We start from the raw sequence: 26534 nt of genomic DNA, 5'->3' as shown, positions 1-26534 counted from the left end.
AAAAACCCGCCTGCCAGCCCCCTCGGGTGTCCGATCCTCGGGCTGATCCGAGGATCGGTTCACCGGTGGGCGACAGCCGCGCACAGCAACCTCGGCCGGAAGCAGCCGATCGTCGCCTCCTTAGCGCTTCGCCTTGGCGACCTTCTTGCCAGACTCCTCATCGGGGAGAACCCCGTCCTCGTCCGGCTCTTCCCCGTCATCCTCACCAACACCCGGATCGGCGAGCATCTTCTCGACGATGAGCCCGGCATTGGCGCGGATAGCCCGCTCCAACTCGGCCGCCGCCTTCGGATTGTCTTTGAGATAGGTCTTCGCGTTCTCGCGGCCCTGGCCGATACGGTCGCCGTTATAGGAAAGCCAAGCGCCCGATTTCTCGACGAGCCCGGCCTTGACGCCGAGATCGATCAGCTCACCGACCTTCGAGATGCCTTCGCCATACATGATGTCGAACTCGACCTGCTTGAAGGGCGGAGCCACCTTGTTCTTGACGACCTTGACGCGCGTCTGGTTGCCGACGGTTTCCTCGCGTTCCTTGATCTGCCCGATGCGGCGTATATCGAGACGAACGGACGCATAGAACTTCAGCGCATTGCCGCCCGTCGTCGTCTCCGGATTGCCGAACATGACGCCGATCTTCATGCGGATCTGGTTGATGAAAATCACCATCGTGTTCGACTTCGAGATCGAACCCGTCAGCTTGCGCAGTGCCTGGCTCATCAGACGCGCCTGAAGGCCCGGCAGGCTATCGCCCATCTCGCCTTCGAGCTCGGCCTTCGGCGTCAGCGCCGCAACCGAGTCGACGACGAGCACGTCGACGGCGCCTGAGCGCACGAGCGTATCGGCGATTTCCAACGCCTGCTCGCCGGTATCGGGCTGCGAAATCAACAGCTCCTCGACCTTCACGCCGAGCTTCTTCGCGTAGCCCGGATCGATCGCGTGTTCAGCGTCGACAAACGCGCAAATGCCGCCCTTCTTCTGAGCTTCAGCGACGACCTGCAAAGCCAGCGTCGTCTTACCCGACGATTCAGGCCCATAGATCTCGATGATGCGTCCCTTCGGCAATCCGCCGATACCGAGCGCAATATCGAGACCGAGCGACCCCGTCGAGATCGCCTCGATGTCGAGCTTGTCATGGGCGCCGAGCCGCATGATCGACCCCTTGCCAAAGGCCTTGTCGATCTGCGCGAGTGCCTGCTCTAGCGCCTGCTTCTTATCCATTTTGCCCCCTTCGAGCACAGTCCAGTCCGGCCGTTCCATCGTGTCACCCTCAATCCCTATGGCAAGCGCCCCACGCCATCAATTAAGGATCTGTGTACTTGATTTGTTCCGAATCTGTCAATCTCGTTTTGTTCTCAAAGCCCGCGAACGCGGAGCCTTGAATTCTATTAGCGCTACACCTGTAACCGGTGAAACAGCGCCACTTGTCGCCACGGCGCAATCTCCTGTGCATGTTCAAGCCAAGGAGGCTCCCGTGCTCAAGATTTCTGCCACGTTCCTCGCCGCTGTCGTAGCCGCCAGCGCATTCGCGTCGACTGCCGAAGCGCGCATGGGTGGCGGCGGCCATTTTGCCATGTTCCTCCTTCGCGCCGGAGCCCACGCTGCCGAGCAGAACGCCTGGGAGCAGCAGCGCCGTCGCCGCTACGAAGCAGCCTGCGCAAGAGAGCGCCGCATTGCCGAAGCCCGGCAGGCTGCGGCCGCCGCAGCCGCGGCAAAACGGGCGCGCCTTATAGCGCTCGAGAAAAGAGAAGCTCAGAAGCTCGCAGCCGCCAAGGCGGCTGAGGCCACTAAGCTGACGGCCGCCGCAGAGAGGACGACAGTGCTGAAAAAGAGCGACCGTCTGCCGGAAACGGCTTCTGTGACGTCACAAGACGAACCCTCGAAATCGGCCCCGAAAACGGCGACCGTCGCAACGACGGAGGAGGCGACCCCCGTTGCCGCCAATACCTGCCGCAGATACTCGGCCGCCGCTGACGGCCTTGTCGACACGCCCTGCGAATAAACAGGCGTTCTGGATCAATTCGCAACCTTCGGCGCGCCATAACTGGAACTTATGGCGCGTCCACCTGCGCTCTGGGGTATCTCGATATCCGCGTCTAAAACCGGCGCCATAACGATAATCCGAAGCACAAGGTGAACACGTAATGAGCAGTCCTACTTCCCGCCCCGCATCAGGGCGTTTCGGCATTCGCGTCGGCGAAGCCCTTGTTGCAGGCGGCCCTCCCGGAACGGCGGCTGAACCCGAAGTTGCGATCGGTGAGATGGATGGGCCGTTCGGCACCGCGTTTGCGACCCTCCTCGGCGATCAGGTCAAAGGCCACACCCGCGTCCTGTCGCTTCTCAACACCGACGTCATGGTGCGCCCGCCGACGATCTGCGTCAGCAAGGTGACCGTCGACAACGAGCGTTATACGAGCATCCTGATGGGCACCGTCCAATACGCGACCGCGATGGGCGTGCTCGATGCCGTGCGTTCGGGAGATCTGCCGAAAGACAAGGTCGACGACCTCGGCATCATCGTTTCAGTCTGGCTCCATCCTTCGGTCGCCACGATCGAGAAGCTCGACCACAAAGTTCTATTCGACATTCACCGCAAGGCGACCTCGCTCGCCATCCATAAGGCGATGAACTACCAGCCTTCGATCGATTGGCTGCTCGAGAACCAGGACAAGATCATCCACAAATACTTCGAGCGCGGTCTGAAGGGCGAGATCTAAGACAACTCTTCGCGCCGGGCGGCCGGCTCCCCGTAGGGGAGTCGCCCGGCGCAACCGACAACCTAGGTCGCTTCCCGTCAGACAGCGGACGAGTGCGGTTGGCCGATCCCGTATCCGGAATGGGCCATAACCAGCCGTGAGCAACCGCAATAAATTTCTCGGGTGCTGTGTGGCCGCTGGCTCTCCCCTAGCTCATACTCGTTAGTCTTGGATACAGGTCGTGCCCATGGAGGTGCCAGGCCAACTGCATGGGGTACAACGCCTACGACGCGACTTAACTGAAGCGGTCGCCCCACCAACTTGCCCGACCGGTTATCGCGTGCGGACGTTTGCCGCTGACGATGCGCCGACGGTTCACCGCCTACTTGAGGTCGGCTACGCTCTAGGCGGAGGCTGCGTTGGGGCATTTGAAGAGTGGTGGCCCAGCCTTCGAGACGACGACGAGTTTGCCCCCGACCTTTGTTTCGTCGCTGTCAATGGGCGGCAGGACATTGTGGGAGTCGGCCAATGCTGGACCAGTGCCTTCATCAAAGACTTGGTTGTCCATCCGCTAGTGCGTCGGCGCGGCATCGCGACGGCACTGCTGAGGAGGGTATTTTGGGAATTTCGGCATCGGGGCGCGAGGCACGTCGATTTGAAAGTTCAGGTGGACAATTCTACGGGAGCGGTCCGCTTGTATAAAGAACTGGGAATGCGGGAAGTAGCGCTCGACGGATCGTGAGGGCTTTGGTTGGGTCGAACGTCACTTTTCTATGACACGCCCTCATTGTTGAATTCCGCCAAATGATGCTTTCGTGTTGCCATGCCGATGTGGGCGTATAGCGCAACCGCTTGACCGCCAACTGCTGCAATGGGTCGAAAGCGAAGCACGTTCACCTTTCCGAGAATGTCCGCTTAAGCCCAAAAAGCGGACCCGAAGTGGTGTTCGCGAATGGGGAGTGTGAGGCTGTCGGCTCAGTATGCGGAGCCAATTTCCGCTACGACAAGTTCACGGCTCACTTCGCCAGCTCGTCCTTCACCTTGGCCGCAAGCTGCGGCAGCGAGAACGGCTTCGGCAGGAACGCGAAATCGTCCGAGCCCATCGTCTCGCGGAAGGCTTCATTCGGATAACCCGAGACGAAGATCACCTTGATCGACGGATTGCGCTTTCTGAGTTCCTTGAAGAGCGCGGGACCGTCCATCTCCGGCATGACGACGTCGGACACGACGATGTCGATCTCGCCTTCGTTGGCGGCCATCAGCTCGAGAGCCTCCAAGCCGTCCGCGGCTTCGATCACCTGATACCCCTGCCGCCGTAGCGCCCGCGTTGCGAAGTGCCGGACATCCGGTTCATCTTCGACGAGAAGCACGCGGCCCGTGCCCGTCAGATCGGTCGCCGTAAGCTGCTTCTTGGCGGCGGCTATCGTTTGCGGAAGAACGGTTTCGACGTCCTCGCCGTCTTCGACGAAGTAACGGGGCAGGAACACCTTGAATGTCGTGCCCTTGCCGATCTCGCTCTCAGGCTGAATGAAACCGCCCGACTGCTTGACGATGCCGTAGACCGACGCGAGGCCAAGGCCCGTGCCCTTACCAACGCCCTTCGTCGTGAAGAAGGGCTCGAAGATTTTCTCCATGACCTCCGGCGCCATGCCGGTGCCGGTGTCCGCAACTTCGATCACGACGTACTCGCCGGGGGTGAAGCCCGGCACGCCGCTCATCTTCTGGCTTTCGCGCTCAGGCACATTGCGCGTCTTGATCGTCAGCTTGCCGCCGTTCGGCATGGCATCGCGCGCATTGCGGACGAGGTTCAAGACGACTTGATAGAGCTGATTGCTGTCGGCCTTCACGTACCAAAGATCACGCTCGGCCTGGATCTTCAGATCGATCTTCTCGCCGACCTGCGTTTTGAGAACCGGCATCATCTCTGACGTCACATCGCCGACGTCGACGACGGTCACCTGCTGCGTCTGCTTGCGCGAGAAGCCGAGAAGGCCCGCGACGAGGCTCGCAGCGCGGTTCGCCGCCGACTGGATATTCTTGATATCCCGATACGCCGCATCGCTCGGCCGGTGCGTTTGCAGCAGAAGATCGGAGAAGCCGATGATCGCCGTCAGCACGTTGTTGAAGTCGTGCGCGATACCGCCGGCGAGGTTGCCGACCGCTTCCATCTTCTGAGCCTGCGCGACGCGGCCTTCGAGCACCTTCTGCTCGGTCGCGTCCATCACATAGAGCGCGGCTGCCGCTCCGCCTTGCACGGCGGCCAACGGCGACATGTAGATGCGGCGCGTGAATTCGCGTTGCGCGCCAGCCGTGATTTCGATCGGCTGAATGTTGCCGCGGCCGGTGAGAGCTTCGCCAAGTCCCGCTTCGATGCGAAGACGCTCTTCGGGGTCCGCGGTGCGGCACAGCGCTTCCGCCGCCAGCACGTCCTGCGCCGGCTTGCCGTCGAGAACCATCCGCATGAACGCGGTGTTGCAATTGGCGATCCGGCCTTCGGCATCGAGCGCGGCAATGCCGAACGGCGCCGATTGGAAAAATTGCGACGCGCGCACATCCTGCTGTCCGCGATCGACGAGGCCGGCCGTCTGCCGGTTGATCGCCGTGATCGTGAAGCCGAGTTCGGACTGATCGCCGACGGGCTCGACGAGCAACGTGAGCGCGACGATTCGGCCGTCCTGGCGCGTCAAATCGAGATCGATGACGCGCTGATCGGCTTCCGGAATGGTCGCCATCAGCTTGAGCAGACGCAGACCTTCCGTGCCCGCTAGCTCCGCGAGGCCGAGATTGCGCACGCGCAAGGCGCCCGTCGGATAGCCGAGCCATTGTTCGAACGCGGCGTTGACATGCAGGATCGCACCACCGACGGACGACACCCACATGAAACCGGCCGGCATCGCGTCAAACGCGGCGAGAGAAGCCTCGAGTTTCTCGATGCGCTGAGCTTCACGGCTCTTTTCGCTCGAAACATCGATGATCTGCCACGATACCAGTCGCTGACGCGGCGAAAGATCGGAGGATGATTCATCGGACGGCGTAAACGGACGCACGATGATGCGGACCCATGACGGGCGGCCCGCAACGCTCGGCCGCAATCGAACATCTTCGCGCCGCGCTTCGCCGCGCTCCGCCGCCCGCGTCAACTGGAAGTATGCCTGCGTTCCTTCCACATCGCCCGTGAGCAAAGTCTCGAGCGCTGAAAAAGGCCCCGCCTCATGCCGTCCGAGAATGCGCTCGACGGCAGCGTTCGCGTAAAGAACCGTGCCGTCGGCATTGGCGATGATTTGCGGCTCGTCGTGAGCGTCGATTGCGGCTTTGAGGAAATCCGCTGGCGTCGAGCGTGCGCCGAGCCTGATATGCCCCGCAGCGATCCCGAAAAGCATGAAAATGCCGAACATCGCCAAAAGCGCGATGATCGTCAAAAGCAACGGCTCGCCCGAGCCGCTGGCCAGCAGCCCGAACAAAAGTGAGCCACCCGCGGCGGCGACAATGATAATAGGGAGGAAACCGCCGAACCCTTCCGCTGAGTTCAGCGGATCGATCGGGGCGGCATCGGTCCTCAACGCCTCGCGATCCTTCATGGACAGAGAATCTAGCTGATTCTCGAAAATCGAGACGTCGGACTGGGGCATGGACATGGAACTCAAACGCAACTGCAACTGTACCGCAACGGTGCGGCGATTTTCGCTTGCATAAGACTTCGCTTAAGAGAGTTAACATGCAGTCAACTCGGGGCTATCGAAGCCTTGAAGTTCGAAAGATATCGGCACAAACGGCAATCCGGCGGCGAGGCAAATAATGGAAACCTATATTTTCTGGACGGTCTTGCTGGCCGTCGTCGCTGTGCTCTGCGCGGGGGCGGCCGTGTTCGTCCGCGCTTATCTTACAGGAACTGCGCCGTCGGCCCTTTTGTTTCGGCCAAAAGGCGAGCGCCGCCTCGATGTTGTAGATCAAGCCAGCGTTGATAGCCGCCGCAAGCTCGTCCTTATCCGGCGGGACGACGTCGAGCATTTGATAATGATCGGTGGCCCCGTCGATGTCGTCATAGAGACGGGAATCAATTCCTCGAGCGGGCGCCCTGCAACCGCAACGCCGGACGAAGCGGTGGCGGCACCGGTGCGCCGAGCCCCGATTTTCAGCCGCAGTTCTGAACCGGCGGAGCACTTTTCCCCGCCGCCCAAACTTTAATTTCAATTAGCGCGATTGGTCAACGTCGCCGAAATCGGCCATCGTGAGCTTGCTGAGATCAAACCGCCGCGTTTCGCTTGCAACGGGGCCGCCAACCGCCTTGGCGCGATTGGTCACGAGACTCGCCGGTGATATCTTCCAGCCGGCCGGATTGGCTTCCCGCAGCGGATGTGCCGCAACGGCAGCTTTCAAGGGCTCGGCCTCGACCGGATTGAATTGCGGTAGGCCGCCTGTCGCGGCCGCGATAACGGCGGACAACACGAAAGTAATACGAGCGCTCACGACGCAACCTCATCCTGACGCCTGCACGGCACGAGGTTGAATGTGAGCCGAAACCTTTAACGAGCCGTGAAGGACCGTTCGTTTTCGAAACGGCGGCCAACCGCGAGCCTATTCCTCGCGATAGACCTTCTCGCGCCGCTCGTGGCGCTCCTGCGCTTCGACCGACAGAGTTGCGATCGGGCGCGCATCGAGGCGCTTCAGACCGATCGGTTCCCCGGTATCCTCGCAATAGCCATACGAGCCGTCCTCGATCCGGCCCAGCGCCGCTTCGATCTTGGAAATGAGCTTGCGCTGACGATCGCGCGTTCTGAGTTCCGTGGCCCGATCCGTTTCCGACGTAGCGCGATCCGCAAGATCCGCGTGCTGCGTTGAATCTTCGTGCAAGATCGCCAGCGTTTCTCGAGTCTGACGAAGAATCTCATCCTTCCAGTCGAGCAGGCGCTTTCGGAAATAAGCCTTGTGCATGTCATTCATGAACGGCTCATTCTCCGAAGGCTTGTAGCCCGGCGGGAGAACGATATCTGCAATCTTCACGCGTGCAGCCATCTTGGTGCTTGTACCCTCTGACTTTTTCGGCGCTGCCGGCTTTGCGGCCGCCAATGTTCGTGCCGGCGCACTCGCCTGGCTCGGCTTCTGAGGCGCCGGCTTACTAACGACCGGAACGGTATTCCCCGTCGGAGCCTTAGTCTGCGTTACCTTCGCGGCAGTCTTTGCCGCCTTGGCTTTTGACGTAGCAGGCTTTTTTACCTGAGCGGCCTTTGCTGCGCTCGCTAAAATTTTGTCATTCTTCGCCGGAGGCCCGGCTTTCGCGACAGGCTTCTTGGCGACCGTCTTAGGCTTCGCCGTCTTCGTTCCGGTTGCCTTGCTCATCGTCCGCCTCTCCAGAGGCTGCGTTCGCTCGAGCTGATAGTCCTCCGCTGAAAAAAGTCGACCCTGACTCGGCCTCTTTCGGCCGATCCTTATCTATGGGTGAGGCCCCCCGAGTCAAGCTCGCTACGAAGCCATACTAAATTTGATAGATATAGCTTTACTTCAATGATTACAGGCACTTATAGTGATATGACGACTTCCTCAGCAATCAGCCTTTAACAGATCCTTGCTGAGGAGTGCGCTTCAGTCACCTTGCTCCACGCTCCTCAGGCCCCCTAGACACCCTCATGAACTTCGAAGGCACCTCCTCCTACGTCGCCACGCCCGACCTCAAGATCGCGGTCAACGCCGCGATCCGGCTCGAGCGGCCGCTCCTCATCAAGGGCGAGCCCGGCACGGGTAAATCGGTCCTCGCGACGGAGGTCGCGAAGGCCCTCGATGCCCCGTTGATCGAATGGCACATCAAATCGACGACGAAAGCGCAGCAAGGTCTTTACGAATATGATGCCGTTTCGCGGCTGCGAGATGGTCAGCTCGGCGATGAGCGCGTCAAGAATATCGCCAACTATATCAAACGCGGCAAACTGTGGGACGCATTCGAAGCGCCGAAACGCAGTGTGCTGCTGATCGACGAAATCGACAAAGCCGACATCGAATTCCCCAACGATCTTCTGCAAGAACTCGATCGCATGGAATTCTTCGTCTACGAGACGGGCGAGACGATCAAAGCCAAGACGCGTCCCGTGGTGCTCATCACCTCGAACAACGAGAAAGAGCTGCCGGACGCATTTCTCCGCCGGTGCTTCTTTCATTTCATCAAATTCCCCGACGCCGAGACGATGCGCCGGATCGTCGATGTGCATTTCCCGGGCCTGAAGAATCGTCTCGTCAACGATGCCCTGCGGGTGTTCTACGAACTTCGCGACGTGCCGGGCCTGAAGAAAAAGCCTTCCACATCCGAGCTTCTCGACTGGTTGAAGCTCCTCTTGCACGAGGACATCGACCCCGCATTACTGAACGAGAAAGATCCGAGAAAGCTTGTTCCGCCACTGGCCGGCGCCTTGATCAAGAACGAACAGGATACTCATCTCCTCGAACGCCTTGCGTTCATGACGCGCCGCCGCAACGAGTAGCTTAACGGCGGCCGAACGCTTAACTTCAATTACCCCTCACACAGAACATTCGCCTTTAACGCCGGATTCACGACCTTTTCTATTGCCTTGATTTCTCTTTCCGGTTGCGCCCCAATGAATGCGCAGCACGCAAATGCTTGCTATAAAAAAATGGATGCGCATGAAAGGGAGAAGTCAAAATGAGGAAAGTTCTCGTCGCCTTGAGTGTGATTAGTGCTCTCGGACTTATCGCCTGCGACAATTCCAAGGAAAAAGCCGAGGCCGACAAGGCTGCGACCGAAGCGAAGGCCGCTGCTGACAAAGCCGCTGCTGACACGAAGGCGGCTGCCGATAAGGCTGCAGAAGACGCCAAGGCCGCAGCCGATAAAGCCGCCGCCGATGCGAAGGCTGCTGCCGACAAGGCGATCGAGCCCGCCAAGCCTAATCCGTAATGCCCAAGTGCTCGCGGGCACCACCCCGCGAGCACCTCAGGCAACGTCACGCGGCTGACGCAATACAGCGATCCAGCCGCTTTTTTGAAGGAAACAATTATCGAAAATGCCGGGCGACGCGCGTATTTGTCGCGAACGGTAACCACCATTGCGAGCCCTTGTGGCCATATAGGTTTCGGCGAGCCAATCCATTACGATTGGGGCAGTCGCAGAAGCGGTAGCGTCTCAGGTTCCGGCGGAGCGGGACGGCGTCGCACTTTTCATCCCTCGTCAGCAGCCCAGATGGCCCTGCGAGAACCGTTGGATAATTTCTATGTGTGGTATTTTCGGAATAATCGACCTTAAGGGCAGGCGCTCCGTTCCGCTGTCCGTCTTGAAACGCGCAGCCGACGCGATGCTTCATCGCGGCCCCGACGAAGACGGCTATCTGCAACGTCCCGGATTTGGATTCGCTTCGCGCCGTCTCAGCATCGTCGGCCTTGCCGACGGCCAGCAGCCTGTTTTCAACGAAGACAAGCAGATCACGGCGATCTTCAACGGCGAGATTTTCGATCACGACGATTGGCGCCAGGATCTGAGAACTCGCGGCCACGTCTTGAAGACGCACTGCGATACCGAAATTTTCCCGCACATGTGGGAAGAGTTCGCAGAAGACATGTTCGCCAAGCTCAACGGCCAGTTCGCCGTTGCCCTCGCCGATGAGCGCAAGCAGAAATTCATCCTTGCGCGCGACCGCTTCGGCATCTGCCCCCTCTTCTGGACGCGCACGACACGGTTTGGCAGCGACTGGCTGATCTTCGGTTCCGAAATCAAGACGATCCTCGCGACCGGAATGGTCGAACCGAAGCCCGACCGGCGCGGTGTCGATGCCGTCTTTAATTTCTTGGCTGTGCCCGGACCGTTCAGCTGCTTCGAAGGCATCAACATTCTGCCTCCGGGCAAATTCTTGACGATCTCGCGCGGCCGCAGCGGCGAAGACGCAACGATCAGCGAGCGCACTTACTGGGAAATGGATTTCCCGGCTGCGGGTCAAGAAGCGCGCGGACAGAACGAGAAGAAACTCGTCGATGAATTCGAAAGCGTTCTCTACGAGGCTGTGAAGCGGCGGCTGCGCGCGGATGTTCCCGTTGCCTCGTACCTCTCGGGCGGCGTCGACTCGAGCACCGTCGTCGCGATGGCGAAGGATATTCTCGGCGCCGCTCCGGCAACATTCACCGTCAAGATCCGCGACCCGAAGCTCGACGAAACCGAGCAGGCCGCAATCATTTCGAAGCACCTTTCCGCCGATCCCTACATCGTGCCTTGCGGATCGGACGACATCGTCGCGAACTACCAGAAATTGCTCGTCGCCACCGAAGCGCCCGTGACGGACACCTCGTGCACCGCGCTGATGATGCTCGCCGGCAAAGTGAAAGAACGCGGCTTCAAAGTCGCGCTGACGGGCGAAGGCTCCGACGAATGGCTCGCCGGCTATCCCTGGTACAAGTTCGATCGCATCTTCGATTGGATGGGCCAAGCGTCAGGCGGCATCGCACCTCAGCTCGCCGAGAAATTCTTATATCGCTGGCTCGGCTGCAGCGATGAGACCATCGCTTATTTTGTCCGCAACGCAGAGTCGTCGGGCGGCATGCACGCATTCCAGCGATTCTACAGTCTTCTCGGCGCGTCGCGCCTCCGCTTCTACAGCGCGAGCATGCGCGCGAAATTGGGCAACCACGATCCCTACGCGGCAATCGAGGCCGACATGTCGCGCGCGAAGACCTGGGATCCCGTCAATCGCGGCGTCTACTGGGCCGGAAAAATCCATCTGCCCGGACAGCTTCTGAGCCTCAAGGGCGATCGCATCGCCATGAGCCAGTCCGTCGAAATGCGCTATCCGTTCCTCGACAACAACGTCTTTGATTTCCTCGCCGGCATCGATCCGAAGTGGAAGTTCAAGGGCCTCACCGAGAAGTATCTTCTTCGCCGCGTCGCCGAAAAGTGGCTGCCGAAATCGGTCGCATGGCGGCCGAAAGGCATGTTCCGCGCGCCGCTCGACGGCTTCTTCCTCCAGCAGCGCCTGCCGTATGTCGACGAACTCTTGAGCGATGCCTCGATCAAGAAAGCCGGATATTTCGATCCTGAATCCGTGCGTGAGTGGAGGGGGAAATATCAGGGACTGTCGCCCTGGGGATATCAACGCAGCTCCGCCGAACTTGGGCTCGTTGCCGTGCTCGCGACGCAGCTTTGGCACCACACCTACATCGACCCGACGCTCGCCAATCTTCCAGGCTGGCGGACGATCGCAGGTGTTCCAACCGCCGAGCCCCGCGACCTCGACTTCGCCGAGAGCATGCCAGCCCTTGCGAGCTAACACACTCGGGAAGTGAAAGTTCGGTCTAGCGCTGGCCGCGCGGCCGGTAGCCCGCCGTCATGATAGCGATGGCGGACGCGACGTTCTTTTCAATCTCGGCACGCGTCGGCGGCTCCGTGATCGCACCATAAAGCCGTGGGCGGATAATCGAGGCCTGTATCAGTTCCAGGAACTGCGTGGCGGCAAAATAAGTGTCTGCAATTTCGAGCCGCCCCGCCGCAACGTGGAGATCGAGATATTTGCCGAGCGCGGTTGCGACTCGCTTCGGTCCACGTTCGAAGAACTCGGTTCCGACCTCGGGCATCCGTTCGGCGACACCGATGACGATCCGATGCGCGGCGACGACGAACGGCTCGGACATGATCGTCAACACCTCGACGCCGAATTCCGTCAGAACGGTTTCAAACGGCTTCCCGGTATCGAGCAACGAGAGGATCTCGGAAATGTTGCGATCGCGTCGCTCGGCGCAGATCGCAGTGAAAAGATGCTCTTTGTCCTGGAAATAGACGTAGAGCGTCGCCTTTGAGACACGCGCCTCGCGAGCGACGTCGCTCATGCTCGAAGCATCGAAACCCGCTGTCGAAAATATCCGGCCTGCGCCCTCCAAAATTTGGCGGCGCTTCTGCGGATCGGTTCCCGCTGCAGGGCGACCGCCACGCCGGTCTTCTCTCGCTGGTTCTGGGGTCAAATGCGCAGCTTCCATGTCTGTCATCCTTATACCTTCTGAACTCGTGGTTCAGTACTCATACAATTAAATCGAACCAAACGGTTCAGTTTCATCTTGATCATCACCCATCTGCGTTGTATGTCAAGCCATCAACTGAACCGACTGGTTCAATTCAGCGGTTTGAAGGGACTTAGGTACTATGGGTGGGAATTCGAATAGTCGTCTGGCGCTCCGCCCCAGACAGAATGAGACCGGAGACACCGCATCGGGCGTCGATGAACGGTCGCCCGCAGGCTCCAGCCTGAGCGCGCATGCCCCGAAGCAGGCGGCAAAAGCCGACACCGCTCCGACGTCCGAGCAGCCCCACGCGCGCGAATCGAAATCCGAAACCACGGCGACGGCCGGCCCCGCGAAACCGGCATCCCGCCGCAAGCCGATCTTCCTCGGCATCGGCGCGCTCGCGCTCATGGGCGTCACCTACTTCGCTTATGAATACCTCACCGTCGGCCGCTTCCTCGTCTCGACGGACGACGCCTACGTCGGCGCCTACATGGCGATCATTTCGCCGAAGATCCCGGCCATCGTTGCTGAAGTTCCCGTCGTCGACAATCAACAGGTGAAGGAAGGCCAGACGCTCGTGCAGCTGGACGACGGCGACTACCGCTTGGCGCTCGAGCAGGCCCAGTCCAAGCTCGCGACACAGCTCGCCGCCATCAAAACTTTCGATGCGCAGATAAAAGCGGCGGAAGCTTCCGGCGAACAAGCCCGCGCGCAACTCGACTCCGCGAAAGCCAACGTCGTCAAAACCGTCGCTGACTTCAAACGCACGGACGCATTGACCGCCAAGGATTACGCGACGAAAGCATCGCTCGATGCCGCCACCGCCGCGCGCGATTCCGCCTACGCGCAAGTCAAAGCCAACGAAGCCGCAATTCAATCCGCCGACGCCAACGTCGCCCTCCTTCACGCCCAGCGCGATCAGGCCGAGAAGGTCGCGAAGGAATTGCAGGTCGCAGTCGATCAGGCCGCACGCGATCTCTCCTTCACCGTCATCCGCGCGCCCTTCGATGGCGTCATCGGCAATCGCGGTGTTCAGGTCGGAGATTATGTGACGCCGGGCAAACGCCTCGCCGCGGTCGTGCCGCTCGACAAGGTCTTCGTCGATGCCAACTTCAAGGAAACGCAGCTTCCCGAGATCGTCCCGGGTCAAACCGCGACGGTGCGCGTGGACGCTTTGAACGGCGAAACTTTGAAGGGCACCGTCGAAGGTGTCTCGCCCGCATCGGGCTCCCAGTTCTCGCTGCTGCCGCCTGAGAACGCCACGGGCAACTTTACAAAAATCGTTCAGCGCGTACCGGTTCGCATCACTATTCCCGCGGCGGCCGCGCACAACAAATTGCGCCCCGGTCTCTCCGTCGTCGTCAGCGTCGATACGCGGACGACACCGAAAGACGTGAGTCCCGATCAAGCCGCGCTGCGATAGCTTCCGGCAAAAGGCGGCGCCAAGCCATGGCCGATTTGACCCTATCGCCCGATGAACCGGAGAAGCTCGAATGGATCGGCGTCACGCCGCGCCAGCTCGCGGGCTTCCTCGCCATGGTCTTCGGCATGTTCATGGCGATCCTCGACATTCAGATCGTCTCGGCGTCGCTGAGCGAAATCCAGGCGGGCCTCTCGGCAAGCTCTGACGAGATTCCGTGGGTCCAGACGGCCTATCTCATCGCCGAAGTGGTGATGATCCCGCTGTCGGGCTTCCTCGCACGCGCCCTCTCGACGCGGGTGCTCTTCTTTACGGCCGCAGTCGGCTTCACGGCCGCGAGCGCCCTCTGCGCCACCGCGACGACGATCGACCAGATGATCCTCTATCGTGCGATCCAGGGCTTCATCGGCGGCGGCATGATCCCGAGCGTCTTTGCGGTCGCGTTCACGCTGTTTCCGCCGTCGAAGCGCAATATCGTTTCGCCCATGATCGGCTTGGTCGCGACGCTGGCGCCAACGATAGGACCGACCGTCGGCGGCTATCTCACCGACGCCTTCTCATGGCACTGGCTGTTTCTCATCAACGTCGGCCCCGGCATCCTTGTCGCCATCGCCGTCTACTTCCTCGTCGACTTCGACAAGCCGAACCATGCCCTCTTCAACCGCTTCGATTACGTCGGCCTCATCGCGATGGCGATGTTCCTCGGTTCGCTCGAATACGTGCTCGAGGAAGGCCCCCGTTACGACTGGTTCGACGACCAGACCATCGCAACCTTCGGCGTTCTGACCGTCATCGGAGCCGTCGTCTTCTTTTGGCGCGCCCTCACGGCGAAGGAACCGATTGTCGAACTCAGGGCTTTCAAGAACCGGAACTTCGCATTCGGTTCGGCTTTCAGCTTTACGATGGGCATAGGCCTCTACGGCCTGACATACGTCTACCCGGTGTATCTCGGCCAGATCCGCGGCTACAGCTCCCTCATGATCGGCGAGACGATGTTCGTCACCGGCGTCGCGATGTTTCTAACCGCCCCGATCAGCGGACGCCTCTCAAACATCCTCGATCCACGCATCATGATGTTGATCGGCTTCATCGGCTTTGCGAGCGGAACCTACATTGCGAGCGGCATCACCTCGGACTGGGATTTCTGGGAGTTGCTGCTTCCGCAGGTCCTGCGCGGTTCCTCGCTCATGCTGTGCATGGTGCCGATCAACAACCTCTCGCTCGGCACGCTGCCACACGACCAGCTGAAGAACGCCTCCGGCCTCTTCAACCTGACGCGCAACCTCGGCGGCGCCGTCGGCCTGGCAATCATCAATACACTCCTCAACAAGCGTCTCGATCTGCATCTCGCACGCTTGCACGAGCAGGTCTCGTGGGGACATCCTGCCGCTGAAGATCAGCTTTCGAGCATGCAGCAAACCTTCTCGAACGCGATGCAGGCCGACGGCGATATGGCGGCGCTGAAGAAGCTAGCGATGATGGTGCGCATGCAGGCAAACGTGCTGTCGTTTGCCGATCTTTTCCTGGTGCTGACCGTGCTATTCGCGTCCGCCGCGCTCTTCACGCTGCTCATGCGGAAACCCGAAGCGGTCCCGAGCGGCGCCGGAGGCCACTGAAGAACACTAACGCCGAACGGGTCACGCTCGCCGCTTGCCGTCGGTGAGAAGCGAAAGCGCCCAGAAGAACAAGCCGCCGATCGCAAGCACCACGCCGACCCAACCGGTCGACGTCCAGCCGTATCCGCCCGCGATGGCCATGCCCCCGAGCCACGGGCCTAGGGCATTCGCCGTATTGAACGCACTGTGATTGAGAGCGGCAGCGAGCGTCTGCGCTTCTCCGGCGACGTCCATCAAGCGCGTCTGCAGTGCGGTTCCAAGCCCGCCTCCGCAGCCGATCATGAACACCACAAGTGTCACCGCATAAATGTTGCCGGCCCCAAATGGGAAGAGCGCCAGCGACACCAAACTCCAAAGCAACAGCCCACCGACCGTCGGCATCAGGGCCCGATCCGCGAGCCGGCCGGTGACGTACGTGCCGACTGTCATGCCGGCGCCGAAGAAGACGAGCACGATCGGCACCACGTAGGACGGAACGTGCGTGACGTCCGTCAGCGTCGACGAGAGATACGAATAGACGGCGAACATGCCGCCGAAGCCGATGGCGCCGATAGCAAGCGTTAGCCACACCTGCGGCCGCTTCAGCGCGCCAAGCTCGCGCAGCATGCTGGCTTCCTTTATCGGCTGGTCCGCCGGCACATAGAACCAAATGAGCGAAACCGTCAGAGCAGCAAGAACGCCGACGATCCCGAAACCCGAACGCCAGCCGAGCGCCTGCCCGATCCACGTCGCAACGGGAACACCGATCACCGTCGCAATCGTAAGACCGATGAGCACGCGGCCAACGGCCTGCGACCGGGCGTTCGCCGGAACGAGTGACGCCGCAACCAGCATCGCGACACCGAAGTAAGCACCGTGCGGTACACCACTGAGAAACCGAAAGGCGACCATCGAGCCATACGTCGGCGCAAGCGCTGTCATCACATTCAAGACGGCAAAGACCGTCATCAACGTTAGCAGCAACATTCGCCGCGACCATTTCGCAGCGAGTACGGCAATGACGGGAGCCCCCACGACGACGCCGAGAGCGTAGGCGCTGATGGCGTATCCGGCATCGGGCTCGGAAATTCCGAACGTCGCCGCGAAATACGGCAACAGGCTCATCGCCGCGAACTCGGTCGTGCCGATTGCGAAGCCGCCCATCGCCAGCGCGAAATGTACGAGATTGACCTGACGAGGGGTCAGCTTCGCGCGCGTCGTCTGCACGCTGTCAAAAGCATCCGCCCTCACGTCCATGTACCAGCCTCTTCCTGTCAGGTTTCGCTGCATCGCAGAAATGCGATGGCATAGGTAACTAATGGCCTATGTTACGGAATTTGTTCCACGTCGAGAGCCTAGCCCTCGTCATTTTGCAACAGCGAACTGCCGCACGCTCATAGCTCCGCGCTCATCCCGCGTGATTGCGGACGCGGCCGCCGTCGCTGCGACGGAACGCCCGCCCTCGCAACACGAACCTGTTCCACGCGGAACAGCGGCGCCAGCCCCGCCGCATCACACGAGATCATCCGCACCCTTGGGCCAACCGGCTCGGGCGTTCCGGCAAATTCTCGCGTTCGAACAAATTCAGGGAGACGGCGATGGAATTGAAGCGAACCAAATTAACAGGCCGCACGTGTGTCGTTCTTTCACTTGTCGCGATCGCGCATCCGGCATGGGCAGTCGATCGCCCGAACAACAAACTTGGAATCTCCGCCCCCGTCGCGAAGGCCAGTCTGCGGAGAGCGACACTCGGCAAGACGAAGCAGTTGCCAATCCTGACAACGGGCAACCTCCGAAACCTCAACAACCGCAGCCGATCACAGAGGCCGACACTGGTCCAACAAGCGCTCGCAATGGCATCCACCGCACGCGCCGGTAAATCTGGATCTGAAGCCGAAGCCCTCCTCGATCAGCGGACATCATGGCGCTCGCGCTTCACATCGCCATCCATGAAAGACGCAATCGGCAAACTCCGCGAGGCCGCCGGCTTTCGCTGAACATAAAGCACTGTAAGACTAGGCGCTGAGGCGATCCGCATCTCTCTTGGGTCGTGCCGCAAAAAACCGCGGCACGGCCATGCTTGATCCCGCGCCATCAATTAACAAAATTAATTCCTTAGGCTTTCGCATCTCCGATTTCGCCCCCCCAATTGCCGATTGGCGATTTATCCAGCCCGAATCGAATCTAATTGCTGCCCCGCAATATCCGCCTTGACCCTAAATTAATGATATCGCTTCAGCTTAACTCAAGATTGGAACAAGTGACGGAGACTGCTGAATTAATTGGCATTTCTGCCTGCTAATTAGGCGCTGCGCTGATCCGATTTGGAATGGGAATATCGCGCCGATCTTCGGCTCGACGGGGGATGAGAGCTTTAGACATGTTTGATAGCGGAGACCGCTTTCGCTCATTCTCGCAGTTGAGAAAGCTATATGCAGCAGACAACGACGGCCTTGCTCGCGCGCTCGCCGTGGCGATCATATTCGGCGTCGTCTCCTATCTGTCTATTGCCTATACCCAGAACGTCGATGGCATAGCGACCGTCTGGCCGGCGAATGGGATAACGCTCGCCGCAGTCATCCTGGCGAAACGGCCGTGGCGCCGGCACCAAATTCTGTTTCTTTGTTTTATTGCAAATATCATCGCCAACATCTTCGCGCATCGCGAACTCGCGACAAACATCGGCTTCGCGCTGACAAATACGCTCGAGACCTATGTTGCATTCCGCCTAATCAACTTCAAAGAATCGAAGCCCTCCGAATTCCGCAGCCTCCGCTTCCTGATGTCGTTCTCAATCGCCGCCATGGCAAGTTCGGCCATCGCGGCGATAGCGGCGGCCTTTATCGCCGCGGCGACGTACGAAGCCGTCACACTCCATGTGTTCACGTCCTGGTTCTTCGCGGACTTGCTGGGCTTGTTGACTGTCACTCCGGCGATCGTCCGCCTTCGTCTGGCCCGCACGACGCCCTCGTCGACGGCATCGAGCTGGGAAACGTGCGCACTCTTCACGGCCCTCGCGATGACGATGGTTCTGGTTGTCGGCCTGCCTGAGCGATACCTCGCCTTCCTCATTATGCCGGTGCTCGTGCTGATCGCCTGTCGCCTCGGACCCAACGCGACGTCGGCCGCGACGTTGCTGATGTCGGCTGCCGTGCTCGCATGCACCGCGTTAGGCCTTCAAAGCGGCCAGCAGGTCTCGGAGCTGGCTGTGTTGACAGATGTCCAGATGACGCAGCTTCTGATCCTCACTGCTTTTCTCACGGTCATGCCGCTCGCCGAAACAATCGATTCACAGTCGCGCCTTCAGGAGCGCCTCTCGGCGGAAATCGCTCTGCGCGATGGCTTGAACGATCACCTTCAGACCCAGGAACAGGCCATTTCCGAGCAGAAGGCCGAGCTTGAGAAGATGCACAACCGGTTGAAGGAGGCGATTGAAATCCTCCCCGAAGGCATCGTCATCCTCGACGCCGACAACCGGTATGTCGCCTGGAACAAAAAGTATGCTCAGATTTATCATCGGGCCATCGATACGATCGTCGTCGGAGGCAGCCTCGAAGAAGCGGTGCGCATCGGCCTCGAGCGCCAGATGTATCCCGAGGCTTTCGGCCGCGAAGAAGCCTGGCTCGCCGAGCGTCTGAAGAACCTTCGCACACCAGCCCTTCCGCACGAGCAGCTTCTCGACGATGGCCGTTGCTATCTGATCGAGGAATGCCGGACCAGCGAGGGCGGCCTGATCAGCCTGCGCATCGACATCACCGAGATGAAGCAGCGCGAAGCATCGATCCGGCTGCTGTTCGAGAACAACCCTTTGCCGATGTTCGTCGTCAGCCGGGACCAGATGGCCATACTCGCGGTCAACAACGCTGCGGCTTCTCACTACGGCTACACCCGCCGGGATTTCTCGCGTCTGTCGCTACGGGAAATTCAGAGTGGCGACCTTATTTTACCGCTCGAAAGCAACGTGCAGCATATTGGTCAGACCGACGAGCCGCAGTCGTTCAAGCATTACCGCCGCGACGGACGCTCGATGGAAGTCGAAGTCTACGTCCGACCGCTCGTGCATGAGGGCCGCGATGCTCTTTTGATCGCGGCCATCGATGTGACCGAACGCCGGAAGGCGGATCGCAAGGCGGCCTACATGGCCCGCCACGACGCGTTGACGTCCCTCCCCAACCGCCATTTGCTTGCCGAGCGCATGCAGCTCGCGATGGCTCGGGCGAAACGCGGCGACCGCATGGCGCTTCTCTTGCTCGACCTCGACAATTTCAAAGTCGTGAACGACACGCTCGGCCACGCCGCCGGCGACGAACTATTGCAGGTCATGGCCGACCGCCTCACCAAGACGCTGCGCGAAACCGATACCGTGGCGCGTCTCGGCGGCGACGAATTCGCGGTGTTGATTGTCGATCTCGATCATCCGTCGAGCGCGACGAAACTGGCCGAACGGCTGATCAGCATCCTCAGCGAACCCGTACGCATCGGCACAAAGGACGTCATCTGCGGAGGCAGCGTCGGCATTGCGATGGCCCCGGATCATAGCTGTGATCCGATCGAACTCTTCCGCCTCGCCGACCTCGCGCTCTATGCAGCCAAAGAAGATCAAAGAGGCACCTACCGGCTTTTCGAGCGCGAACTCGACGCCAAGGTCAAGGCGCGCAATCTTCTCGAAACCGAGGTGCGCGACGCGATCAACAACAACGAATTCGAGATCCACTATCAGCCGATTTTCTGCGTACAGACGATGAGAGCCGTCGGAGCCGAAGCGCTGCTTCGCTGGAGGCATCCCCGCCTCGGCCTTGCCTCACCCGCCGACTTCATTCCCATCGCCGAGGAAATCGGCATGATCGCCGATCTCGGCGCGAAAGTCCTGCGCCAGGCATGCAAGGAAGCGATGGCGTGGCCCGACCAGACGAGCGTCTCCGTCAACGTCAGCGCCATTGAGCTCGAAGCCGAAAGCTTCGTCGACACCGTCAAGACGGCTCTGGCCGAATCCGGCTTGCCGAGCCACCGCCTCATAATTGAAGTCACTGAATCGACCATTATGAAGGACGTGCAGCTCGCGACCCATATTCTTCGGCAGGTCTGCGATCTCGGCGTGGAAATCGCGATGGACGATTTCGGCACGGGCTACTCCTCCCTCAGCTCGCTGACCAAGGTCCCCTTCCAGAAGATCAAGATCGACCGGTCCTTCGTCCGCGATCTCGCGATCTCGATGGAAGCCCGCGCCATTCTTTCGACCATCGTCGAGCTGGCGCGAACCCTCGGCATGCGGACGACGGCCGAAGGCGTCGAAACGGCCGAGCAGTTCGAAATCGTCAAGGACTACGGCTGCACGTTGGCGCAAGGCTTCCTGTTTCAGAAGGCGCAGCCCTCCGACGTCATACGGGAAATTCTCCGCGCTGAACCGGACACCCGGCAGAATGCCGCCTGACACCGGAAACGGTGTCGAAAAATGAACGACTGATCTGAACACCGATTTTCATGCCACGACAGAGTCAGGCCCCATTCATCTGGCGCGATTTTTTTGACGGCCTATCAGCCAAACGGATGATATCAAGCCGCGTTTGTCGCTGCTACGAATACCGTATTGCATCTACCTATGTATTCTAGCGTACGATTGCACGAAGGCCGCCCTAGGCAGAGTCTTATGACAATGCCAAAGGCGGCCTTCTTGATTTCATCGGCGACTTTTACGAATGCGCCATCGAGCCGGATCGGCTGCCTCGCAGCAATCTCAACTCAATTGCCGGAGTGCCCGTTTCTCTCGACGGCAGCGTTGAGAGCCGTCGCGCTTGAATGGACCGCTACACGGCGCGTGCTGCAGTTGGCGCGAGCAATATAAACCTTCACGCCGTCCGCCCTCACACCGGCGACGGCATCGCCCGAAATCACGGAAGCCGCGATACGCTCGCAGACATCGCGAGACATCCACTGAGTCTGCAGATCGCCATTGGCGAGCGTTGCAACGAGCAGCGAACGGTTGTCGAGGACGACGGGAGTTTCACGGGATCCGGGATGTTCCGGCTTTACCGGAAGGCTCGCCGTCCCGCCTGCAGACGCAACAAGAACGACGGAGGCAATGACCTTAGACGCCGTAGAACCCAACATCACATACTCCCCTTACTCAAAGCGCACTAAGCAGCATGGGAGGCTGGCATCCGCCAACCACGCGGCCGTCGGATTCCCACACAAATCGAATAGTGCACAGGCTCCTGTGTAAAACCTGGCGGCATACCGGCCGCGTTCCAACATGACGCGCGCGAGCGGACGCAAAGAAAAGCCCGGCCTCTTCCGAGACCGGGCAATTCATTCATGCGTGCGTGGCGCTAGTCGCAGTAGCGATATCCATGGCGCCAGTAGCAACCGCCGTATGAATCAGCGGCCGCGGCACCAACGATCGCGGCCCCGATACCCAGCGCAATCCATTGGCCATTGTGCCAATAGCCACGGCCGCGATGATGACCGTAACGGCCACGATCATATCCGCCGTGAGCGTAATGCCGGCCGCCGTATCCGTGACGCGGACCTGCATCGGCCGTCGTGGCGATCGTTGCGAGCGGCAGAGCCGATGCCAGCGCGGCAGCAATGCCAATATATTTTCTCATCGTGTTCCTCCAACTTTGCGGGATGCACCCGCGCGTTCTTAACCGACCAACGCGCGCGAACCCGATTTGGTTGCAAACCGCGCGTTGCGTCGTGCTGGATTTCGCATATGGAGGCGATTAAAGAGCCATTTCAGATGGCTATAGGTCACCGCGGTATCGGCGCCGAATTGCAATCCATTCATCCGATATTCATAACCCGCTGTGGCTTATTCGTGATCGATTTTTTCCAACTAGCCATTTGCGGGAATGTGCTCGGAAAGATGCCGCGTCTCAGTACCGGCGGTACTGCCCGGGATAGTAAGGCCGGTAAGGCCGACCATTATTGCACGCCCAACTTCGCGTACCGCTCGTACAGCCATACCGTTGAAGCAATTCAGCATCGCGAGCGCTGATCGGGCCACCTGCACGCGCATTGGCGCGAGCGCCCTCTAACTCTGCGGCTTCCCCACCGCCCCCGGCATAGGCCGGAACCGCTGCCGCAAGCGTGGCCATTCCTGCTGCTATCGCTATCAATCGAGACATCGCATGACCTCCAGGCTTCAGAAAGCATAAGTCGGAAGTCGCTCCAAGAATTCAAGCTCCGCGCCGGACGACAAAATCTTCCCGGACGGGCCTGCCATGGTGATATCGTAAACAAACGATCCTCACGCAGACAGTTTTTGGGTTGCGCATCGCGGCTATGCCGCCAAAGGAGATCGGAAAATGTTTGGACCTGTCATCCCGATCGTATTGCTCATTTACGTTCTCGTATGCTTGCGGATCCTTCGCCAATACGAGCGAGGTGTCGTTTTTGCGCTCGGCAAATTCGCAGGCGTTCGAGGGCCCGGGCTGATTTTCCTTTTGACCCCGTTTCAAACGATGACGCGCGTTTCGCTCCGCACCGTCACGATGCAAATTCCGTCACAAAAAATCATCACCAAGGACAACGTTTCGATCGATATCGCGGCCGTCGCCTACTACCATATTTCAGATCCCGAGAAGGCAGTCATCGCGATCGAGAATGTCTACGAGGCCATCAATCAGATCAGCCAGACGACCGTCCGGAATGTCGTCGGCCGTTTCTCGCTCGATCAGCTCTTGGCACAAACGACGGACGTCAACGAGCTGATCAAGGAAGTCATCGACACGCACACCGTGCCCTGGGGTACAGTGGTCACGGCAGTCGAAATCAAGGACATCTTCCTTCCTGACAACATGCAGCGCGCGATGGCGAAGGAAGCCGAAGCGGAACGCGAGCGCCGCGCCAAGATCGTCGCCGCCGAAGGCGAATTCCAGGCCGCAATGAGGCTCGGCGAAGCCGCCGACATCATCACCCAGCATCCGGTCGCTCTGCAATTGCGAACGCTGCAGACGATGGCCGAGATCGCGACCGAGAAGAATTCGACCATCATCTTCCCAGCACAGTTCATGACCACGGTCCAAGAGGCACTGGCGACTTTGAAGCCGGCGCCCAAACCCGAAGAGGTGCTCGCGCGGCCCAACGGCGATGACGCGAAGCCGATGTGAACGTTTCTCTCTCGCCGCACTGCGATGAAAGCGACTTAGATCGAACAGGCTATTGAACCCGCAGCCGACATCTCGCAATCATAGGTGCGCCCTCATACGGGAGGTTCCGCCATGGCAATGAATGTTTGGAAAGCCTTCGGAATCGGCGCGAGCATTTGTGGTTTGCTCGCCGTTGCCGTCGTTGCCGAAGAAGCCAAAATCGAGCCGCACCCAGCCACAGTGCCGTCTGCCGATGCCCAGGCGGAAGCGTCAGCCGCGTCTGGGGGACTCGTCACTTACAAAGACCACGCCATCATCCCGCACGGCAAGTGCGACTACTTCCATCAGAGAGCGTTGGATAGCAACGAACTCAAATGGTGGGCGCGATACAGGTACTGCGAAAGCGGTTAGCCGGTGGCGCGAGACATTGCCTGATAGGGATTAAAGGCCGCCGCTCAGAAGCCGTTCCAGAGCGCAGTCCGAAGAGGTGCTCGCGCGGCGCAACGGCGATCATGCGAAGCCGATGTGAAATCACGCACGAGAAACGCAGCCAAGGATCGACAACGGCACGGAACTCGGAGCACCCGCTCCAAGTTGCCCGAGACCGCACGCCGGCTGGGCGGCCGCACCGGTTGAGCGCAAAGCGTTGATCGCAAGGAGAAGGCTTTATGACGGATCGCATCCTCGTCTTCTACGGTTCCTATCGAAGCGACCGGATGGGCATCCGCCTTGCAGACTTCATCGTCTCCGAACTCCGCGCCCGCGGCGCCGACGTCGAGTTCATCGACGCCAAGGCGGTCGGCCTGCCGATACTCGATCGGATGTACAAAGAATATAAGCCCGGGTCAGCGCCGTCCGCGATGGAAGAACTCGCGAAGAAAATCAAAGCGGCCCACGCCTTCGTCTTCGTGACGGGAGAATACAATTGGGGAATGCAGCCGGGTTTAAAGAATCTCACCGACCATTTCCTGGAGGAGTGGTATTGGCGTCCGGCGGCGATAGCCAGCTATTCCGCAGGCCGGATTGCTGGCGCAAGATCGAGTTTCACCTGGCACGGCACACTGTCGGAGATGGGAATGGTCGTCATCTCTTCGACCCTCGCGGTTGGCCCGATTGCCCAGACGCTGAACGATAAAGGCGAGCCCATCGGCGAGCCGGGAGCCGCGCTCAAAAAAGCGTTCCCGCGGTTTGCCGATGACCTCGCATGGTGGACAGAAGCCGCCCGGAGCCAGCGCGCCCACAAACAACCACCCTATTGATCTGCGATCGAAACGCTACTGACGGCCCCCCGAGCCGTGACGCCCAGGCGCCATACGCCCTTCGCTTCGTCCGAGATTAGCCGCGAGTCTTCCGATTACTGTTGCCGGATCGTCTTGGTGGGCGTTGCGCCGTTAACGGAAAAAAAGCGACCCTGGGAATCCGCGTAAATTCCCGTCGCGACTTCGTCTGCACACTCCCGGCACTCCACCAGGATCGCGTGTAGATCATGCCGGTTCGGTATAGCTTTGGGCGGTATCACGAGCTGCACCTCATGCGCTTGCGCTATGAGGCTTAGCCCTCCGACAGCCAAGGCGCTCGCGTCGCATCCACGCTTCTCAATCGCATCGAGAGAACACTCGTGCCAAGTATTCGGGTCGGCCTTGTAGGCGTACGACACCTTCCGCAATTCACCGACACCGGCATTCGGAAAGAGCTTGATGAGCAAGTGCGGATACGTCACAGCACCGCCCTCAAAGAGGTACTGAGAGACGACGACGTCGCTTTTGGACGATGTACCGAATATGTGATCGGCTACTTTTCTCTGTCTCTTTTTTAGGGTGCAGGATAGCTCCCGCAATTCTATTTGCTTGCTTAAAGCTGCCTCTCCGTGGAGTTCGAATATGGTCGAACAAAACTTGGGGTATAGGCGAAGAAATTGCTGCATCGAAACGTCCAGATAAGCCGGAGGCGTAACCGCGGCAACGATATCTTCGATGTAGCGGTAATAGGAGTGAATGCTGCTGGCGATGAGCTCCGTCAGATCCTTTGCATAAGGGCCCCAATCCGCATCGGGTCCGGAAGAGAGATAAGCGGCCAGATGCTCGAGCTTGGGTCCATGAAAATGCAGAACCGAGATGGACCGGTTGAAGCCAAAAAACGGTCGCCAGTTCAAGCCCGCCGGCAAGGGATCGAACTTCTCACGGAAAAACGCATTGAAGAGTGGCTCGTCCATCCCCGGAAGGAACTTGAACAGATTGCTTTGACAAAATGCGAAGAATTCGTCTTCAACCGAACGAAACCGTTCGACGTTGAAATAAAGAACCCCGCTGTTGAATAGATCGGTCTCGCTGAGCAGCTGCCTCGGACCTGCCGAGAAAAAGTCTGGCTTAAGTTCCGACGTCTGTGGGTCGCAAAAGAAGAAGACGTCGCAGTCGGTATAAAACGCGTGCTCGTCGCCGGCCGCAATGCGGGGGACCTCCGCGCGCAGAAAAGCGCCCTTTCCGTGGATCGGATAGTTCGACGTGCGGTGCGCGTTTTCAATGATGTCCGCCAAGCGTGAACGCGAGATGATCACCTCGACGTCCAACGCCTTCAACCGGCCGACGAGCGGATCGTCCGCGGGGCCGTCGAAGAGACAGACCGGATGCAGGCTCGTGTTTTTACGCGCGCTCTGTACTGCAAGCTCCGCCCATGCACCAATTTCGCGATTGGCGCCGAACGCGTCCAGGCAAAAGTACCACTTCAATGCGTCTCTCCAACGAACGGCCGAGGGGCA

The 26534-nt window shown here is 59.8% G+C and carries 23 protein-coding genes; 14 read left to right on the top strand and 9 right to left on the bottom strand.

The genetic code is table 11. The features are described 5' to 3' along the window. Positions 1 to 120 precede the first annotated feature (120 nt). The gene (gene recA, locus AACL53_RS05650; RefSeq protein ID WP_339083341.1) at positions 121 to 1257 is read right to left on the bottom strand and encodes a recombinase RecA; all 1137 of its coding nucleotides are present in this window, start codon (positions 1255 to 1257) and stop codon (positions 121 to 123) included. Between the two features lie 214 nt (positions 1258 to 1471). Here recA and AACL53_RS05645 point away from each other — a divergent pair, with 214 nt between their 5' ends. Beyond that, positions 1472 to 1999 (top strand): hypothetical protein, encoded by a 528-nt coding sequence (locus AACL53_RS05645; protein WP_339083338.1) that lies wholly within the window; start codon positions 1472 to 1474, stop codon positions 1997 to 1999. A 142-nt stretch (positions 2000 to 2141) separates the two neighbouring features. Further along, positions 2142 to 2714 carry a formaldehyde-activating enzyme gene (gene fae, locus AACL53_RS05640; RefSeq protein WP_339083336.1) on the top strand — a complete coding sequence of 191 codons (573 nt, stop codon included), beginning with the start codon at positions 2142 to 2144 and terminating at the stop codon, positions 2712 to 2714. A gap of 995 nt (positions 2715 to 3709) precedes the next feature. Here fae and AACL53_RS05635 read toward each other — a convergent pair. Further along, positions 3710 to 6271 (bottom strand): ATP-binding protein, encoded by a 2562-nt coding sequence (locus AACL53_RS05635; RefSeq protein ID WP_339083334.1) that lies wholly within the window; start codon positions 6269 to 6271, stop codon positions 3710 to 3712. A 217-nt stretch (positions 6272 to 6488) separates the two neighbouring features. Here AACL53_RS05635 and AACL53_RS05630 point away from each other — a divergent pair, with 217 nt between their 5' ends. Continuing rightward, complete coding sequence (locus AACL53_RS05630) at positions 6489 to 6878, top strand: hypothetical protein (RefSeq protein WP_339087028.1); 390 nt, start codon at positions 6489 to 6491, stop codon at positions 6876 to 6878. A 6-nt stretch (positions 6879 to 6884) separates the two neighbouring features. Here the strand turns inward: AACL53_RS05630 and AACL53_RS05625 are convergent, their stop codons facing one another. Beyond that, positions 6885 to 7160, bottom strand: a complete 276-nt coding sequence (locus AACL53_RS05625) for a hypothetical protein (protein WP_339083332.1) — start codon at positions 7158 to 7160, stop codon at positions 6885 to 6887. Positions 7161 to 7268: 108 nt separating this feature from the next. Beyond that, positions 7269 to 7706 carry an RNA polymerase-binding protein DksA gene (dksA, locus tag AACL53_RS05620; protein WP_339086892.1) on the bottom strand — a complete coding sequence of 146 codons (438 nt, stop codon included), beginning with the start codon at positions 7704 to 7706 and terminating at the stop codon, positions 7269 to 7271. Positions 7707 to 8317: 611 nt separating this feature from the next. On the opposite strand from dksA, the gene AACL53_RS05615 reads away from it, so the two are divergent. The 3 genes from AACL53_RS05615 to asnB all read left to right on the top strand — a co-directional run bounded on the left by AACL53_RS05615 (position 8318) and on the right by asnB (position 11947). Further along, positions 8318 to 9163, top strand: a complete 846-nt coding sequence (locus AACL53_RS05615) for a MoxR family ATPase (protein ID WP_339083330.1) — start codon at positions 8318 to 8320, stop codon at positions 9161 to 9163. A 179-nt stretch (positions 9164 to 9342) separates the two neighbouring features. Next, on the top strand, positions 9343 to 9594 hold the full coding sequence (locus tag AACL53_RS05610) for a hypothetical protein (RefSeq protein WP_339083328.1): 252 nt from the start codon (positions 9343 to 9345) through the stop codon (positions 9592 to 9594). 313 nt (positions 9595 to 9907) lie between these two features. Beyond that, a complete protein-coding gene (asnB, locus tag AACL53_RS05605; RefSeq protein ID WP_339083326.1) occupies positions 9908 to 11947 on the top strand; it encodes an asparagine synthase (glutamine-hydrolyzing) in 2040 nt (679 codons plus the stop codon). Between the two features lie 25 nt (positions 11948 to 11972). On the opposite strand, the gene AACL53_RS05600 is transcribed toward asnB, so the two are convergent. Next, entirely contained in the window at positions 11973 to 12659 is a 687-nt protein-coding gene (locus tag AACL53_RS05600; RefSeq protein WP_339083324.1) for a TetR/AcrR family transcriptional regulator, read from the bottom strand. A 154-nt stretch (positions 12660 to 12813) separates the two neighbouring features. On the opposite strand from AACL53_RS05600, the gene AACL53_RS05595 reads away from it, so the two are divergent. Next, the gene (locus tag AACL53_RS05595; protein ID WP_339083322.1) at positions 12814 to 14097 is read left to right on the top strand and encodes an HlyD family secretion protein; all 1284 of its coding nucleotides are present in this window, start codon (positions 12814 to 12816) and stop codon (positions 14095 to 14097) included. Positions 14098 to 14123: 26 nt separating this feature from the next. Further along, positions 14124 to 15710, top strand: a complete 1587-nt coding sequence (locus AACL53_RS05590) for a DHA2 family efflux MFS transporter permease subunit (protein WP_339083320.1) — start codon at positions 14124 to 14126, stop codon at positions 15708 to 15710. Between the two features lie 21 nt (positions 15711 to 15731). On the opposite strand, the gene AACL53_RS05585 is transcribed toward AACL53_RS05590, so the two are convergent. Continuing rightward, positions 15732 to 16946 carry an MFS transporter gene (locus tag AACL53_RS05585; protein WP_339083318.1) on the bottom strand — a complete coding sequence of 405 codons (1215 nt, stop codon included), beginning with the start codon at positions 16944 to 16946 and terminating at the stop codon, positions 15732 to 15734. A gap of 341 nt (positions 16947 to 17287) precedes the next feature. Between AACL53_RS05585 and AACL53_RS05580 the strand changes: the two genes are divergently transcribed. Both AACL53_RS05580 and AACL53_RS05575 read left to right on the top strand, forming a co-directional pair. Beyond that, on the top strand, positions 17288 to 17686 hold the full coding sequence (locus AACL53_RS05580) for a hypothetical protein (RefSeq protein WP_339083316.1): 399 nt from the start codon (positions 17288 to 17290) through the stop codon (positions 17684 to 17686). 383 nt (positions 17687 to 18069) lie between these two features. Then, entirely contained in the window at positions 18070 to 21120 is a 3051-nt protein-coding gene (locus AACL53_RS05575; RefSeq protein ID WP_339083314.1) for an EAL domain-containing protein, read from the top strand. Positions 21121 to 21428: 308 nt separating this feature from the next. Here the strand turns inward: AACL53_RS05575 and AACL53_RS05570 are convergent, their stop codons facing one another. Next, a complete protein-coding gene (locus tag AACL53_RS05570) occupies positions 21429 to 21797 on the bottom strand; it encodes a hypothetical protein (RefSeq protein WP_339083312.1) in 369 nt (122 codons plus the stop codon). Positions 21798 to 22015: 218 nt separating this feature from the next. Further along, a complete protein-coding gene (locus tag AACL53_RS05565; RefSeq protein WP_339083310.1) occupies positions 22016 to 22294 on the bottom strand; it encodes a hypothetical protein in 279 nt (92 codons plus the stop codon). 107 nt (positions 22295 to 22401) lie between these two features. Here AACL53_RS05565 and AACL53_RS05560 point away from each other — a divergent pair, with 107 nt between their 5' ends. The 4 genes from AACL53_RS05560 (at position 22402) to AACL53_RS05545 (ending at position 25038) form a co-directional block, all read left to right on the top strand. Beyond that, complete coding sequence (locus tag AACL53_RS05560; RefSeq protein WP_339083308.1) at positions 22402 to 22686, top strand: hypothetical protein; 285 nt, start codon at positions 22402 to 22404, stop codon at positions 22684 to 22686. A 310-nt stretch (positions 22687 to 22996) separates the two neighbouring features. Then, positions 22997 to 23800 carry an SPFH domain-containing protein gene (locus AACL53_RS05555; protein WP_339083306.1) on the top strand — a complete coding sequence of 268 codons (804 nt, stop codon included), beginning with the start codon at positions 22997 to 22999 and terminating at the stop codon, positions 23798 to 23800. Between the two features lie 111 nt (positions 23801 to 23911). Further along, on the top strand, positions 23912 to 24190 hold the full coding sequence (locus tag AACL53_RS05550; protein WP_339083304.1) for a hypothetical protein: 279 nt from the start codon (positions 23912 to 23914) through the stop codon (positions 24188 to 24190). Between the two features lie 257 nt (positions 24191 to 24447). Beyond that, positions 24448 to 25038, top strand: coding sequence for an NADPH-dependent FMN reductase (locus AACL53_RS05545; protein WP_339083302.1), 591 nt, complete (start codon positions 24448 to 24450; stop codon positions 25036 to 25038). A gap of 95 nt (positions 25039 to 25133) precedes the next feature. Here AACL53_RS05545 and AACL53_RS05540 read toward each other — a convergent pair whose 3' ends face one another. Further along, on the bottom strand, positions 25134 to 26504 hold the full coding sequence (locus tag AACL53_RS05540; RefSeq protein WP_339083300.1) for a hypothetical protein: 1371 nt from the start codon (positions 26502 to 26504) through the stop codon (positions 25134 to 25136). Between the last annotated feature and the right edge of the window lie 30 nt (positions 26505 to 26534).

Origin of the sequence: Hyphomicrobium sp. ghe19, assembly GCF_902712875.1 — a bacterium.
In the GTDB taxonomy this organism is placed as follows: Bacteria; Pseudomonadota; Alphaproteobacteria; order Rhizobiales; family Hyphomicrobiaceae; genus Hyphomicrobium_B.
This window is presented reverse-complemented; position numbering and strand designations above follow the sequence as displayed.

What these genes read in the sequence shown, in the direction of transcription:
- AACL53_RS05590 (WP_339083320.1), top strand. Translation starts at nt 14,124, where the DNA reads ATGGCCGATTTGACCCTATCGCCCGATGAACCGGAGAAGCTCGAATGG.
- AACL53_RS05560 (WP_339083308.1), top strand. Translation starts at nt 22,402, where the DNA reads ATGGAGGCGATTAAAGAGCCATTTCAGATGGCTATAGGTCACCGCGGT.
- AACL53_RS05575 (WP_339083314.1), top strand. Translation starts at nt 18,070, where the DNA reads ATGTTTGATAGCGGAGACCGCTTTCGCTCATTCTCGCAGTTGAGAAAG.
- AACL53_RS05635 (WP_339083334.1), bottom strand. Translation starts at nt 6,271, where the DNA reads ATGAAGGATCGCGAGGCGTTGAGGACCGATGCCGCCCCGATCGATCCG.
- AACL53_RS05555 (WP_339083306.1), top strand. Translation starts at nt 22,997, where the DNA reads ATGTTTGGACCTGTCATCCCGATCGTATTGCTCATTTACGTTCTCGTA.
- fae (WP_339083336.1), top strand. Translation starts at nt 2,142, where the DNA reads ATGAGCAGTCCTACTTCCCGCCCCGCATCAGGGCGTTTCGGCATTCGC.
- dksA (WP_339086892.1), bottom strand. Translation starts at nt 7,706, where the DNA reads ATGGCTGCACGCGTGAAGATTGCAGATATCGTTCTCCCGCCGGGCTAC.
- AACL53_RS05570 (WP_339083312.1), bottom strand. Translation starts at nt 21,797, where the DNA reads ATGTTGGGTTCTACGGCGTCTAAGGTCATTGCCTCCGTCGTTCTTGTT.
- AACL53_RS05545 (WP_339083302.1), top strand. Translation starts at nt 24,448, where the DNA reads ATGACGGATCGCATCCTCGTCTTCTACGGTTCCTATCGAAGCGACCGG.
- AACL53_RS05580 (WP_339083316.1), top strand. Translation starts at nt 17,288, where the DNA reads ATGGAATTGAAGCGAACCAAATTAACAGGCCGCACGTGTGTCGTTCTT.
- AACL53_RS05595 (WP_339083322.1), top strand. Translation starts at nt 12,814, where the DNA reads ATGGGTGGGAATTCGAATAGTCGTCTGGCGCTCCGCCCCAGACAGAAT.
- AACL53_RS05565 (WP_339083310.1), bottom strand. Translation starts at nt 22,294, where the DNA reads ATGAGAAAATATATTGGCATTGCTGCCGCGCTGGCATCGGCTCTGCCG.
- recA (WP_339083341.1), bottom strand. Translation starts at nt 1,257, where the DNA reads ATGGAACGGCCGGACTGGACTGTGCTCGAAGGGGGCAAAATGGATAAG.
- asnB (WP_339083326.1), top strand. Translation starts at nt 9,908, where the DNA reads ATGTGTGGTATTTTCGGAATAATCGACCTTAAGGGCAGGCGCTCCGTT.
- AACL53_RS05615 (WP_339083330.1), top strand. Translation starts at nt 8,318, where the DNA reads ATGAACTTCGAAGGCACCTCCTCCTACGTCGCCACGCCCGACCTCAAG.
- AACL53_RS05630 (WP_339087028.1), top strand. Translation starts at nt 6,489, where the DNA reads ATGGAAACCTATATTTTCTGGACGGTCTTGCTGGCCGTCGTCGCTGTG.
- AACL53_RS05550 (WP_339083304.1), top strand. Translation starts at nt 23,912, where the DNA reads ATGGCAATGAATGTTTGGAAAGCCTTCGGAATCGGCGCGAGCATTTGT.
- AACL53_RS05600 (WP_339083324.1), bottom strand. Translation starts at nt 12,659, where the DNA reads ATGACAGACATGGAAGCTGCGCATTTGACCCCAGAACCAGCGAGAGAA.
- AACL53_RS05585 (WP_339083318.1), bottom strand. Translation starts at nt 16,946, where the DNA reads ATGGACGTGAGGGCGGATGCTTTTGACAGCGTGCAGACGACGCGCGCG.
- AACL53_RS05610 (WP_339083328.1), top strand. Translation starts at nt 9,343, where the DNA reads ATGAGGAAAGTTCTCGTCGCCTTGAGTGTGATTAGTGCTCTCGGACTT.